The following is a 15,215-nucleotide window of genomic DNA, read 5'->3' as shown; positions in this document are numbered from 1 at the left end:
TGACACGGGGACGGTTCTACTGTCAGGTTTTATAAAATAAAACCTGACAGTAGAACCGTCCCCGTGTCAGCAGTAGAACCGTCCCCGTGTCTTGTTTAGTCTGACTAAACTTCTACATCATCCGATGCATCGATCTTTTCTCTGATCTGCTGCATTCTCATATCGATCTGGTTGATAAGGTCTGCACTGAACTTAAGGTCCTCAGTGATAACCTCAGCATTCTCGATATCTTTTTTGTATTTCATCTTGTGCTCAAGACTTGCCCAGAAATCCATGGCAATAGTCCTGAACTGAACCTCAACCTTCATATACTCTTTGTCATCTGTAAGGAATATCGGCACCTGGATGATCAGATGAAGTGATCTGTATCCTGTGGTCTTAGGGCTTGAAATATAGTCCTTTTTTTGAAGAACCTTGATGTCGTCCTGCTGGGCAAGGCAATTGGCAAGCATATAGATATCATCCACAAAGGAACAGATAACTCTGATGCCTGCAATATCTGAAAGATTCTTGTTGATATTCTTGATGGTCATATCTACACCCTTGTCGCATAGCTTGTTGTAGATACTGACCGGAGTCTTTATCCTCATCTTGATGGCTTCAAAAGGGTTTCTCTTATTCCTAAGTGAAAGCTCTTTATTAAGTACATCAAGCTTGGTCCTTACTTCTGAAAGTGCACAATCGTACTTCATCATAAGAACCCTGAATTCTTCAAGCTGATTCTTTTTCCGGAGGATCTTCTCCACATCAGCCAGTGTAACCTCTTCTGGATTAAAGTTGTCTGCCCCGCCCTGTATTGGTGTAAGGTTCAACTTGGAGTAGTCTAGATGCTCTACAGCCATAACCTCACTTCCTTTCTAGTAGTCCTAGTTTCATTTTAACCCCTAGCATTGAAAAATTAGTGAACAAAATATAAACAATAAAGAAAATTCCGCAGAGTAAATAAATACCCTGCGGAATCTTCCCCTCATAAAAAAACCTCTATCTCTCATAAGAAAACCAGTTTTGCTTACTTCGCTTCTGCAAGTCTGTCTGGAAGATCAGCCAGTGAAACTACGCTGTATTCCAGCTCAGTTCTGGGTCCTGCCAAAAGCTTGAACTTATTGAGCAGTCTCCTGTAAACCGTCTTGCAACTCTCCTTGTTGGTTCCCACCAAAAGGAGAAGATACTGTGATGCCGAATACTTACAATATGTGTCGCCCTGACGAAGTGTCAGTGAAATTGCTTCCTGTAAAAGCTTGGCTCTTGTTTCGAGCTTGGCCTGGTTTGTTATCTTTTTGCCCTCATAATCAACTATATTAAGAAGCATCATATAAACTGACTGTCCGCTTCTCTCCATGTTGCGGCTGAGAATATGATATGCATCGATGAAGCTTGGGAATGAGCAGTCATAAGCGCCTTCGTCGTTGTCTGAAACAGCACCTCTGTGCTCTAAGATGCCATCTCTGATCTGAAGGATCTTGCCAGGAACGTTAGTGATCTGGCGGCTCATCTTTTCATAACACTCTAAAAGGTCATTACTTGGTGTAACTCCAAGTTCATCTGTGTAATACCTTACTGTCTCGTCATATACTGCATAGGCTTCCTTGAAGGCTTCCATTCCGATAAGGGCGTTGATCTCTCCGATCTGCCACTCATCATCAGGATACAGCTCTGCTGCCTTCTTGAATACATGATGCATTTCCTCGAAGTCTTTTCGCTCCTCGTAGTAGCTGCCAAGTGCGATAACGCTCTCTGCATACATCTTCTGAAGCTGAACGCTCTTGATGATGAGCCACTCTGCTGTAGCAAGCTCTGGAAGGATCTCTGCCCTGTACTCATCAAAAGCTGCCTTGTAATAAGGAATACTGTCCGCTTCGTTTTCCTGCTGTCTTGCCTTAACAATGTTGTCCTTGAATCTCAACACATCTGAATCTATAACTACATTCTCGTCAGTGAAAAAAACTCCATCCTTGTTCACTACATAGTCAAGCTCTGGAAGTCCTGCTCTGTCCATCTGCTTGTGCATCTGATAGATCAGGTTGTTGAAGCTGTTAGAAAGATTGGACTGTTCCTCTCTGTCATAAAGGATACCAGTGAGCTGATCCTTCTGGATTCCAGCTTCTCCTGCAAGCCACACTATTTCCAAAAGCTGAATATACTTAGCCGTCTTGTTCTTACCGATAGATACATTTTTCCCCTCATAAGTAATTGCAAGCCCACCAAACATATTAACTTGTAGTATAGTTTTTTCTGTGTTTCCCATACTATCTACCTCTATCGGCTTTATTTGTTTACTGCTTCTTTCATATTACCTATATAATTACAAACGCTATAGCACTCACTGGCACTATCTTTACTTTCAGCCCTGAAGTTCGACCATTTGCAGCACCAGCACTCCTTCATAGGAACCAATGCTTCGTCATCAGGCTCGAAGTGCTCACAGAAATAGTCCTCTTTGACTATCATAAGGCCTGTAGCGTCGTACCTTAATTTCTCCATTGCTTTCTCCCACACACATAGATCAAAAATATCACTTCTATGATTGTAATATAACATGAAAATAATTTTCTATGATGCAGTATGTCGTGGGCTGTCTTTTTTTTGTCGCAGTTTGTAATTTCTTATAGATTTTATGATAAAAAAACTGCTGGTAACTAGAATTCCGCCTCGTAGACATGTGCCTTTTTTGCCTTTGGAAAAAGATTCTCCGCAAGCCTTATTCCCTCGTCACTTAAAGCGTCAAAGGTTAGTCTGTAGTCAGAGAAGTACACTTCAAGACTACTTAGAGTTTCTGATATAAGCTCCATAAGCCCCTTGGGATATTTGCCATAAAGATATGAAAGCTCAAGGTTTCCATCAGCAGTTCTTTGGACAAAGATAAGGTCTACCAAAGTATTTTTGGCAAAAATGCATTTGCAAAGCTCAGGGACACAGCTCTTTTTCCAGCGATCATAATCTGCCACCTCATAGGACTGTTCCCTCATGAGCATATTCAAAAGTTTTTTCTGCTCTTCCACAGGTCTGTCAAAGAACAGTTCTGTGGTCACTCCGGTTTTTACAACCTTTCTAAGCCCCTGGGACTGTTTGATATCATCTTTTGTAACATAATATCTTTCGTGAGAATAGCTGGTAATAAAATGTCTGATTGACAAAAAGAAAGTATGCAGTTCATCATCTTCATTTGAAAATTCGAACTGAGCGGTCAAAGGGAAAAGATCTCCCGTGTTCATAATGATGCGGCAGACCTGATCCACAAGCTCTCTTCCTATACCCTGAAGACGGACCTGTGGCTCTACAAAGAGCCAGTCAAGGGAGTATTCATAGTTCATAAGAACATATGAAACAGCTCCCAAAACTTTCCCTTCTTCGTCAATGGCTCCCACCGCCACCCTAAAGGATTCTAACTCGATTTCCCTCGGAAACACTCTTTCAAAGTATATTCTATTCTCATCATTAAGTGCTACAAAGCTGACCTTCATGATCTTCCCTCAACATCACTTTTTCATTTTTTTGTACGGAACAGGCTTTTTGTCTTTAAGTTTACCATATTTTGCCACTGCTGCAGTCAGTTCCTTAAGCATATCTGGTATGGTCATATTTGCCATTGCAACCTGTGTACTCTTATTATCAACAACCCTGTCCCTTCCATCTATTAGATTCACATTATACTGTTTAGTCAAATACGATGTGGCATAAAGGCTTAAACAGTTAACCGCTTGATTTAATGCTGCGAACCTCTTATCACTTTTTATATGATTTGCAAGTGATGGATGTGCTTTATTTATAACGTTAAATGCCAAGTCTCTTCTTATTGCAGAAAAGAAATTATTTGAATCGCCATGGACCTTCTTTTCTATCCATACGTTAATGACATCCGCGTACAGATTAGGATTTTTTACCTGCTTGGCAGTAGGAATCGGGATATCTGATACAGAATCATAAATATTAGGGTAATATTCAGATATCATTTCTTCCCTTGTATCATAGTCATCATCTTCCCATGCCTTTAGCCATTTCATGTTCCAGGCCTCATTTTCAGCCATTTCCTTGGTTGTGGGCCTTCCATCCTTGTCATAAATCACAGGTTTAATAATAAGACTTACGCTTCTGTCAAAGGATAGGCCACTACCCATATACTTGGACAATGTCGGCTCAGCTTTATCATAGGCAGCTTTGTATTGGGGCCTATTCCCCATATTCTTAACTCTCTCAAATCTCTTAAGAACGTCATAGCCTTTCCTCGTAAACTCCGGCACCTGTTCTTTAAATTGCAAAAATTCTTTGTCTTTCTGAAACTCAGCCTCCATTGTTTTCATTTTAGAAGCATCAAAAGCCATGTCCTTATCATTCTTGTGCTGATCATACAGGATAGAGCTTTCATACAGCTTTTCCGCATAGGAATCTAGAATGCCTTCATTATTTGGTGCTTTTTGCAGGTCTGCAGAATCTACATTCATCTTGTACTTTTGAGGAACATATAATAGCAAATACTGAACTGCAGACCCCAATGTGTCACCAAGAGCTGCATACTTGGGATTTTTTTCTTCATTGATATAATCTTTAATTCCCGGTATTTTGTTCTTAAGGTTATCTATAGAAAGTCCTTTTCTACCTGTAAACAGGATCATCTTAAGCTTGTCTTCCTTGATGATCTTTTCACACCATTCATCAAGCTGCAAACGGTATTCCTTAATTACATTTTCTTTTTCTTTCTTATCAAGCCCAGCTAAATCCACTTGCACCTTGGGAAGCGGTGGCAAAGAATCAACGCCATCATAGGCATGAGGCATATTTTCCTGTATCATTTTGCCCATGGTATCAAAATCCCCGTTCACTCCATGCCATGTTTTTAGCCACTTTTTATTCCACTCATGATTTTCTTTGTCTGTCTTGCTTATGGGTTCTCCCTTCTTGTTGAAGTTGACAAACTTAAGCATGTGCATAACAGCTCTGTCAACTGTTTTCCCAGCCAGACCATCAACCAGATACTTATTAGCTTCATTTATAAGCTTCAAATACTCAGGATGAACCTTGAAAGAAACAAATGCATCATGACTTTTTTTCAAAGCATCCTTAATGGTCTTCCTGTCTTCATCAATGGTGTTCTTGCTATCTTTTTTCTCCTCATTGATGATGTTTATCTTATTAAGATTTTCTTTCTTTTCTTCCTTGATGATATTTATCTTATTAAGATTTTCCTTCTTTTCTTCCTCCTTCTTCACCTCCACTGTTTTCTTAAAAAGTGCATCCTTTGGAAGGAGTCTGAGCTTTTCTTCATAATCCTTTAAATTGTCATTTACAACTCCCTTTAAATCTGTCTCAGACATAAATCTTCTTGTATAAAGTCTTACGCCGTCGGCATTTTCAGGATCAATATCAATATTACGTTTAAGGCGCAGATTTGCTGTAATATAATTCTTAAGATTTTTAAGCATATCAAGCTTAGCTACAAAGGCAGGCTCATTACAGATATTTTTTGCTGTTTTACTCATGGAAACAAGGCCATCGATACCTTTGAGCCTTCTTAACATATCCATGATCTCAAAAAGTCTCTCTCCCTTAAGTGCCGTTCCATTAGACAGTTCCTCTACTGTAGGCCACTTAAAATCATCAAACATTTTAGGGAGATTTTCCTTTATATATTGTTCTCTCGCTGCTGTTTGGTCAGTAGATGTCCATAGCTTGATCCAGACCCTGTTTTCCTCAAGCTTTTTCTGATCCAAAGGGGTTATACCCATTTCATGCCTATGTGTTATTCCATTCTCCTTGTCTTCTGTTACCTGTTCTTTAAATCTTAAGGATTTAAGAAGAGGCGCAGGAGCCAGTGAAACCTTTGCATACTCTTTCCCTTCTCCGGCAAATACACCTTTTTTAAGCCCCGCAGATACTGCCTTTTTATTAGCATTACTATGCGAAACCTTCTGGGCATCAACAATGGTCTTGTAAACAAGGAAGTCTTCTTTTGTAAACTTAAGTTTTGCAGAATATTTGCTGCGAATCGTTCTGTATTCTTTTTCTTCTTCCTTATTGAGTTCTACTTCATCCTCTTCTTCATGGATGATATTTATCCTGTTTTGATTTTCCTTACTTTCTATATTTATTTTGTTTGTGTACTTATCATCTGACTCTTTTCTGTTTTCGAATTTCTGCCTTTTTTCTTTTCGCCTTTTTTCATCCTCAGTTTCTCTTTCTTTTATGATCTGATCGATATTAAGAGGCTCAAGGTCATCCTCTTCTTTATTGATGATGTTAACTGGCTTATCTTCCTTCTTATTCTCTTTTCTTTCAGTCACATCCCCCATGACCTTGACCTTATCAAACTTCTCAGTCACCTTTCCAGTGACTTTGACCTTATCAAATTTCTCATCTTTCTTATCATTTATCAGATTGTTCTTTTCCTCGTCCTTGATGATAAGATTATCGTTTATGAGATTTATGTTTTCTATCCTATTGCGAAGGCGCACAGGATCCCCACTACTGTACTTCCTAAAGGCGTTTGTCAACTTCCCAAATTCACGCATATCCTCGCCTTCACCAAATCTTTGCTGACGGGCCCAGTCACCATTATCTCTGCGTCTTGCAAATCTGTACCTGGGATCGCCCTCGATTTTAAATCTTCCCATTCCGTCATACATGATCAGATGGTCATGGCGAAGTGTAAAATCAATATATTTGTTGACCGCTTCGACATAAAACAGCCTTTTCAAAAAATCCTGATGGGATAATGCATATTCTCTTAAGCTGCCATCTTCCCCAAATACTTTATTTTGGTAGTAAGGAAGTGCCAGCTTGGTCATCTCATAGTATTCTCTTAAGTGACCGGTTATAAATTTAACCAGAGAATCGCCTGTCAGTTCGTCAGGGGTTGGAATGTGCATTTTCATAAAGCGCTCAATGCCCTCTTCTTCCATCCTCTTTAAAGCTTCCTGATCATCGTCCTGCCTGGCCTTACTGTAGCTTTGATTGAATTTTTTATTCTTTATCTCAGCTCTGTTTATAGGTCCATCCGCTTTGTCTTTAAGGACTATTCTGCAAGGCCACTGTGTATTCTCACTTTTTACCTGTTCCTGGATTGTCTCAAGATTAAGGAGCATATTTGTTGCATCGCTACTAAAGACGCCGCATGTATCACGGTATTCTCTCTGTTTTTCACTGATTGTCCTCTTGTTGATGCCATGCACTTCTCTCCAGCTTTCCTGAACTGATGGCGAGCTGTTTTTGATCTCGTCGTAAGCATCCTTTATCTTTCTTTCTACGCCGTTTAATTTGTCTTGAAGCCGACCTTTAAGGAGATCATCATTTTCTTTCTGAATGAGGTTAAGGAGCTGCTCTTTAAGCAGCATATTACAGGACAGTTTCGCCCTGCCCTTTAAATATGACTCATGAACCTTGTTCTTGGACTTGGTCTCCGCAGCAGCTATCATTCCTTTCAGTCTGTACTTCATTATTTCTTCACGATGAAGATACTTGGTGTAGTTATCAACATTTAGCTCATCATCCTGGGTATATCTGGCCATTTTCTCATTCATGATGCGAAAATTTTTCGCAGCATTTGAGGCATTACTTTTTCTCTTCCAGGCATAGTGATTTCCGTAGCTTCTGGAATAGGCAGATGTAATCCCATTTTCGTCGTTGGCATATCTCTGGTATTGCTGCTGCTTGCTGGCGCCTAGAAGCGCATCCCTGAAGTAGTAATCTGTCCTCGCTTCAAAGTCCTCTTTATTCTTATTTCTGTCCTCAAAGTATTCCATGAGCTGGTCAGCATCATAATCTATTTCATGGTTTTCAGGTCCAGGCATAGTAAAGTCTCTTCCTTGCACCCTTTCGCGGTACTGGTTCATCGCCTGGGGATTTTCAAGTTCCTGCTTTTTTGCCTTCTTATACTCCTCAAAATGTGACATATCCTAACCTCCTGACTAAAAAACTCCAAAATCTCAATATGTATATACGAATCAGCATCTCATCAGGGCAATGCTGCGAAGCCCATATATACAATTGTAGCATTATTTTGACCAATCAAATCTGTTAACTTTCTATAAAAAAGTGGCCTGTAAAAAAGATAATCTTTTTTACAGGCCACTCTTTTGGCTATTTAAGCTGTTTAATCAACTGAATTGATACTGAAGAGATTGTCATTGTTTTGGGATTTTTTAGCTTGCTGTCCCACCTGTAAAAACATGGTCTCTCTCGTAATAAGGTAAGAAGTCATCATATCAAAGAGGTTTGCAGCATCAAAGAATCTATCCTCATATTTATCTAATTCACCATGATATCGCTTTAAAACATCAAGTTCTTCACTGGTGAATGTCTTGGCAACGTAATCAAAACTCTTTGTTCCCTGATAAGTCTTGATCTTGTCATAGGCATCTATCCAAATGACAATGTATCTTAACTGGCGCAGCTGCAAAAATTCATCATCCTTTCTCTTATTTATCATGTCAGTTTCATCGATGCCATATTTCCTAAGATTGAACCTCTCCTGTTCAGTGAGATTGTTGAGTACAAAATCAACATCGGATACACTCTTGGCTTTTTTCCTCTTCTTGGCAATGCCATCGAACATCGTCTTAATAGCATCCGGTTTGGCATTTAGAGCTTTATCCAGAACCTTCTGCTTGTTTTCAAGAGCCTTGTATTCTTTGAGGTAATCTCCGCTTGAGATGTACTTTTTCTTTTGCTCAAAGTATTCCGTGTTGGAAGCCTTATTTTTCTTACTGATCTCACTGCCAAAATCAAGGGCATCATTTCTTGTCATGTTGTCCTTAGCTTTGTCTGACCTTGTAAGCTCATTAAGTGTCTCGTCATAAATGTTGGCATTCACAAGACTTCCATCGATCTTAATACCATTCTTAAGAAGATAAGCGTTGAACAGATCAAAGTATGTAGAAACCATAAACCTTGTCTTCTGATCTGAGAACATATTCTTTAACTGCTGCAGCGCTTCAAGTTTTTGAGGTCTTAATAGCTCAGGGTTGTATTGACTTGCTTTGCCATCAGACATTTCATTAAGCTTTGCAACAGCTTTGTCATATTGATCAAAGAGATGGTCATTGACCTTGATCTCGGCCTCATTCATAGTGGTCAGCTCATTTATCTGCTCTGTGAGCTTATCAATCTCGGTAGTCAGATCTGCAATCTTAAGTTTGTTTTTCTGAAGCTCCTCTTTATTACGCTTCATCCTCATGACTTCTGTTTTCTTTGATTCTACCTCATCAGTAAGATCCCTTATCTTTTCCTTATAACCCTTGATCCTGTCTTTGGAAACCGAGTATGCCTTTTCCTGAATATCTACTTCCTGCCACTGCTTGTAAATATCGCTGTCTTTTTCACCATCTTTATAGGCTTTATCTATCTGTCTCTCATAACCATTAAGATTTAAGACATCATTTCCGCTTTCAAAGATAATGCAGAAGTTCATAGCATTGACCATGCTGACGTAGAAGTCAGGATTTTCTTTTAACTGCTTTGAGAAGTACTCGTCCTCATAGATAGGTGTTGTGTTTGCTGCAGGCTCAGCAATCTTGCCCATATCAAGCTTAAGATCCTTAACAAGCTTAACTACATTTACACAGTTCTTTTCATCAACTACAGAAAGATTTCCTGCAATATTAGTCACATCATCGGCAAGGAGGTTCTTAAAACTAGTGCAAACTGACTTTCCGGCAATCTTACTTGTAGCTGTCGCATAGCTCTTTGGAGGAGCCATAAAGAACATCATCTGTGGATGGTAGGAATTGCTGATCGTAAATGTTACCTCCTCAGTATTCTGTTCATGTTCCTTGTAGGTGTTGTAAAGTATCTTAGTCTGATTGATGGCACCTGTGTATTCGTTATAGAACTTCTCAAATTCTTTAGACTTTTTGGTATCACCTTCTTTAAGGCCGTATGTGTCTCTCTTTACCTTAACTTTTTTCTCATCTCCTTCTTGGATAAAGTCCTCTGGAGCAACGCTTACTAGAGTTCCGGAAACCTTCTGCTGGATAGCTTTAGCAAGATCTGTCTCAGCATAGGCAACTTTCATAGCCTCTATGCTGTCTGTAACCTTCGCCTGTGCCTCCTTGAGATTCTTTTTCACCTGATCTTTAAGTGCCCTATGTTCATCGGCCTTGGTCTCATCCCTTAAAGTATCAATTTCATCAATGGATAAGCCAAAGTTCAGACCTCCATTCTCTGTGATGCCGTACTTATTGGCAACTGAAATGACCGCATTGTAGTAAAGAGCATAGGACTCACCATGACCCTTGTCAAAATATGTCCTGATCTTCTTTACGATAGCTCTTTGGCCATTTGTATCATAGAGTTTGTCAAAGCTTTCTTTTTCTCCATAGTACAGCTGCTGGAAAGCAAGGAGCTTATTTGCTGTATAGTAACATTCAGCAAAGTGCTCTACAATATAGTCTTCGTTAACCTTATTGATATCGATCTTCGTTCCAACATCAAGCGCATCCTTTGCGGTCTCTATAAGGAATTCATCCTTGGTACTAACGTTAAGGTACTTGTCAACATCCTGCTGGTTTTTCTCAGCCTTGATGGCATTGGCATTGGTGACAGCTTTTCCTGCAAAACCAACAGTGTGCTTTCTAAGAAGGAACATGAACTGCTTTTCGTCGATTCCCTTAGGAGCCAGGTCCTCCTTAAGCTCATCCAGGAACTTAGGATTTTGCATGTCGCTTATAGATGCCTTGGTCTCTGCAATGGCCTCCATTATATTCTTGATCTTGCTAATGTTCTTCTTGACATAAGTATCCTGTCCGAATACTTTACATCTTTCTGCAAGAACCTCTTCAGAATCTTTGTTATTCTTCCAGATGAAGTAATCGTTCATTACAGTCCTGTCGTTCTTAAAGAGCCTAAGTCTCATCTTAGCCTCTGCCCTTGCTCCGGCAGAAAGAGTAAAGAAGAAAGCTTTTGTGGCCTGGGTAAGGATCTCTTCAACCTTCTCGTGATCCATAAATTCAAGATTGCCAGCCTTTTTCTTGATGTATCTGAACAATTCCTCAGAATAATTTCTTGCTACAGGCATCTCCTGTCTTTGAAGTTCCCCCTCAACAATTACCTTTTTCTCTGCTTTTCTTAAGGTGATCCAGTCTGACTCACCTTTGACTGCTTTTTTATCATTCTTCCTGATAATATCATCTACAGCACCACCTTGATAGAATTGCACAAGTTCAAGATCATCCGTCATATCACGAAGGGATTTAATATTCTGTTTTCTTTCTTTTTCAAGAAGTTCAATCCTTTCATCGTACTGGGTTCTCTGCCTGTAGCCAACAAATGTTCCAAAATACTTCTTTTGTATTCTCTTATCGCCCTTCTTATAGAGCTCTTTCATCTGCTTTAAGGAGAGTTTTTCCTGCGCATCCCTTTCCTTAGAAGCAAGATCATTTAGCTCAGCAAGCTCTTTTTTTATTTCTGCATTTCTCTTAGACTTTTCTACCTCTTTCTTGGTAAACTCCCTTCCCTCTTCCCTGATGTCTCTCATCTTGTCTGCGTACTGTTTGTCGCTATTAACCATATTGGCCTTGATTTTTTTTCTTTTCCTGAACTCAAAGTCGTCCCAGTAAGAGATTCCATAATCAGCAAGCAGCATCTTCACGTATTCCTTAAACTCTGATAAAAGAAGCTCCTGCTCTCCAAGCTTTTCAAGCTCTTCTGCTGTGTATGCTGAATCGACAATCCCAGTTTCTTTCTCAAAATTTTCGTGGTTAAAGACTATAAAGCTGTCAACAAACTCAATTTCTGGAAGGATGTCCCTAAGATTCTTAAGGATTTCCTCATCATTAAGCTTTCCATCAACGCAGTACTTTGTCTTTACTTTATTGAGAATGATCGTGAACTTATCCTTGCAATTCCGCAGGTATTTCTTTTTTTCATCATTGGTGAGGGCATAGTTTTTGTCAGGATCATATTTATTCTCTTTTTTTGCCTGCTCTATTCTCTCTTTTTCAATTGCTGTAAACTCCTGCGAAATGAAGTCCTCATCTGGCTTAAACTTGCTTGAGTATTTAATTCCAAGCTTAGCCAGACTTTCAGCCTTGTTCTTGACATAATGCAGGCAGTCTTCCTGGATCTCAATGGCCTTGTCAGCCCTTGCAAGATAAGCCTCTCTTTCCCATGAAAAAGCAAGATCACTCTTTACGAGCTCATCGTAATCTGCGTTATAGATTGCCTTAAGCTCATTCCTCTTAATTTCCTTGGTAATCTCTGCCTTATAAGCATCGTAAGCACTTTTATCAAGCATCTTGATAGCTTTTGCATTGTAATTGTTGGCTTCTGCCATTCCAAGCATGAACTTATTGAGTTCTTCAAGCTTATGGAGCTTATCGTATTCTGGATCTCCCTCCTTAAGGTCTTTCTTTTTGAGTTCATCAATCTGATCCTGGATCTTCTTCTGGCTCTTATTGATGGTCGTAAGGCGATATTCCTTATCTATACCTTCAATGACCTGGTTATTGCCTTCCATATCAGGCGTGTCATAGATATAGTTGTAAGCCTCAGACATAGTAAAGTCCATAGCCCCCTGCCATTTGTGGAAATAATCTCTGATGAGTCTTCCCTTTACCCTGACATCGATCTTCTGATCTCTGGTAAGTGTGTTATATTCTTGAGGGCCTTCCTTACGGAATTCCAGGTCGTCGCAGATCTTTTTGAATTTCTCGAGCCAGAAATAGTTTTTAAAAGTCTCTTCACTGGTAACATCAAGCTCTTTTGTAATGTTATATTTCTCTGCAAGCTTCTCAGGAGAAGTATCCACGATCTCATGCATTGAGATGGTAATATTACTATATTTTTCTTTATATAACTCGTAATTCTCCTTAGCCTTATCTCTTCTTTCTATGTTATTGAGCATCTGAGGATTATTGATCTCTTTCTGAATATTGCCATCCACCAGCTTATTTACGAAGCGTGTTCTGTCAATTCCCCTCTTAAGGAGAGTGTAATTGTACTGAGACTGCATATCCTCAAGCTTTATCACCTTGCCATCTTTACCTTCGATCTCATCGAACTTTTTAAAGTCATAGTAATCAAGAGTCTTATAGAACAGGTCATTATATTCAAAGGCATCTTTGAGCTTAAAGATATGATCAAGACCCTCATATTTAAGGACATTCTTAACAGAAGGCTTAGCATCAATATCAAGCTTAAGATCTTTCTTCTTAAGATCGATGTTCATAAAGAAATCGATGGTGCCTTTATAGAAGCCCAACTGCTCGTTTAGTATTTCTGTCTCAGATGTAATGCGAACTCTTTCCTTATTGATGTAGTCTTTCCATACCTGCTCAATGTCTTTAAGTCCCACATCCTTTTTACCTGCAATCTTTTCCTTAAGCGCAAGATCTTCTATGGCGACCTTCCTTGCAGCAAGTTCATCGAGTCTTCTCATCTGCTCGTTGATCTTGTCAAATATCTGGTCGATCTCGCTTCCAAATATATCGTAGACCTGAGGATTGGCCATGATCTTATCTTTGATGGCCTGCATTTCCTCTGCCTTCTTGCCATCATCGTCATATTTAAACTTAAACTCAGTCTCTTCTTTCTGCTCCTTGCCCTCTACCTTAACTACTTTCGCCTTACTCTTTCTGGTCTGGATAGCCTTGTCCTCAAGTTCAGACAATTTGGCTGCCATCTTTGCGTCAGCTGCGTCATCCATATAATCAGTAGTGGAATTGTAGGCTGCTTTGATGGCCTCCCATGTTTCTTTTACAAAGCCCTCATAACCATTCTCTGTTCCAATTCCATCTTTCAGTTCGTCTTCGTTTAGGTATTTTCTGATATTAGCCTTACTTGAGAGCTTGGATTCCTTCTTGTATCCGCAAAACCTTGCATGGTTTTCCATAAAATGTCTCATGATAGGCGCAAGAAGAATGATCCTGCTCCAGATCACTGCAGCCAGATCAGGATCTGTATGATCCTTGCTCTTCATATCAAGATAATTGGGATTAGCCCTTGTCAGAAATACGAAAGCATCCAGCATATCCGTATATCTCTGCATCTGAAGCATATTGGAAGCAAGATACTTGTTCGTGAGCATATTGGGAGTCAGCTTGAACTTGATGAGCTTAAGTGCAAGCTCATCCATGACTTCTCTTCTTCCACCGTTCTTATTTTCAGTGTATTTTTTCATGATCCTCTTGTTGTATTCGGATCCGTCACTGCGCTCAGCCTTGGTCTCTGTACCCAGAAGTCCAACCTGTTTTTTCCAGAAGAGAACTTTTTTAGTCATGCTAAAGAAAGGGCGAATACCCTGATCCATCTCGTCCCTGCAGGATATCTCCTTACCACCCTTAATGGAACTTAAAAGTTCAGCACCTCTTTGCTTTAAGCCAGTCCAGGTTCCCTTAAGGGCCCCAAAAAACTTGCCGTGAGCCTTCATCTGTTTTTCATATATCTTTGACCAGTCTTGAACTACAACCTTCTTATCATTTGAGGTGTATTTATCATAAATATCTCTTTGATTGTTTCTGGTCAAAAAATAATCCTTGTGATACTTGTAATACTTATCAAGGGCATTAGTCTCCCTGACCGTATTAAGTCCAAAATGAAGCTGTGGAAGATTCTCTTGAATGGCTTCCCTTGTATAATCAGCTATCTTTTTATGTTCATTTTTCTTGGTCTTATACCATTTGCTTTCAGCTGGCTGCTCCTGCTTTTCAAACGTCCCCTTAAGCGCAGACTTAATGTCCACCTTTTCAATATTTTCCAGCTTTGTCTTATAGGTTGTGGCCTCTGCATTGTCCATCCATTTGGGATAATATCTTTCCATAAAGGATGCCTTGTGCTCGTTATAGGTCTTCTGATTCCAATCCTCCTGGAGAAGACTGTTCTTATCCGTAAGCTTGGCTGCAACAGTCTCTTTGGTAGCCTGCTGCTTTTCCAAGGAGTCTAAAACTTTTTTCTGTTCTTCCTTTGTTATCTTAAATCCATCCATATCTAATGCTCCTTACATTTGAAAATCAAAATGGTTTATCGTGTCTTCAGATCACGTATCTGTATTTGCAGGAGATATCGTTTATATCCTCAAACAGGTTCAGGATAATATCTTCTCCGGCTTCATCAACTGGCTGGATCAGTATCCTGTGATTCTTTGTGAATTTCTTTTGCAAAAGATCTGTGCTCTTCTCTAACATGTGCAGCAATTCTACCGGCGACTTGTCCTTAGAATGTATAGCTGACAGAAGCAACAGGTCTTTTGATATATTTTCAAATACAAGATAGGACTCGAGAATTCCGTT

At 39.6% G+C, this 15,215-nt stretch carries 7 protein-coding genes; all 7 read right to left on the bottom strand.

Annotated elements, in window-relative coordinates; genetic code table 11:
• Positions 1-104 precede the first annotated feature (104 nt).
• Positions 105-842: a GTP pyrophosphokinase gene (locus tag J6I68_RS16790; protein ID WP_292221989.1), complete on the bottom strand. Its 738-nt coding sequence runs from the start codon at positions 840-842 to the stop codon at positions 105-107.
• A 167-nt stretch (positions 843-1,009) separates the two neighbouring features.
• The gene (locus J6I68_RS16785) at positions 1,010-2,245 is read right to left on the bottom strand and encodes an AfsR/SARP family transcriptional regulator (protein WP_292221988.1); all 1,236 of its coding nucleotides are present in this window, start codon (positions 2,243-2,245) and stop codon (positions 1,010-1,012) included.
• 20 nt (positions 2,246-2,265) lie between these two features.
• Complete coding sequence (locus J6I68_RS16780) at positions 2,266-2,481, bottom strand: hypothetical protein (RefSeq protein WP_292221987.1); 216 nt, start codon at positions 2,479-2,481, stop codon at positions 2,266-2,268.
• Positions 2,482-2,636: 155 nt separating this feature from the next.
• The gene (locus J6I68_RS16775) at positions 2,637-3,461 is read right to left on the bottom strand and encodes a GNAT family N-acetyltransferase (protein ID WP_292221985.1); all 825 of its coding nucleotides are present in this window, start codon (positions 3,459-3,461) and stop codon (positions 2,637-2,639) included.
• A 15-nt stretch (positions 3,462-3,476) separates the two neighbouring features.
• Positions 3,477-7,883 (bottom strand): hypothetical protein, encoded by a 4,407-nt coding sequence (locus J6I68_RS16770; protein WP_292221983.1) that lies wholly within the window; start codon positions 7,881-7,883, stop codon positions 3,477-3,479.
• Positions 7,884-8,083: 200 nt separating this feature from the next.
• Positions 8,084-14,911 (bottom strand): hypothetical protein, encoded by a 6,828-nt coding sequence (locus J6I68_RS16765; protein WP_292221981.1) that lies wholly within the window; start codon positions 14,909-14,911, stop codon positions 8,084-8,086.
• A gap of 46 nt (positions 14,912-14,957) precedes the next feature.
• Positions 14,958-15,215 (bottom strand): hypothetical protein (locus J6I68_RS16760; RefSeq protein WP_292221979.1); only part of this gene is annotated, 258 nt, incomplete at its 5' end.

It is taken from the genome of Butyrivibrio sp. (assembly GCF_017940685.1).
GTDB lineage: Bacteria > Bacillota > Clostridia > Lachnospirales > Lachnospiraceae > Butyrivibrio.
The sequence above is the reverse complement of the archived record's forward strand: the minus strand, read 5'-3'. Positions and strand labels throughout refer to the sequence as shown.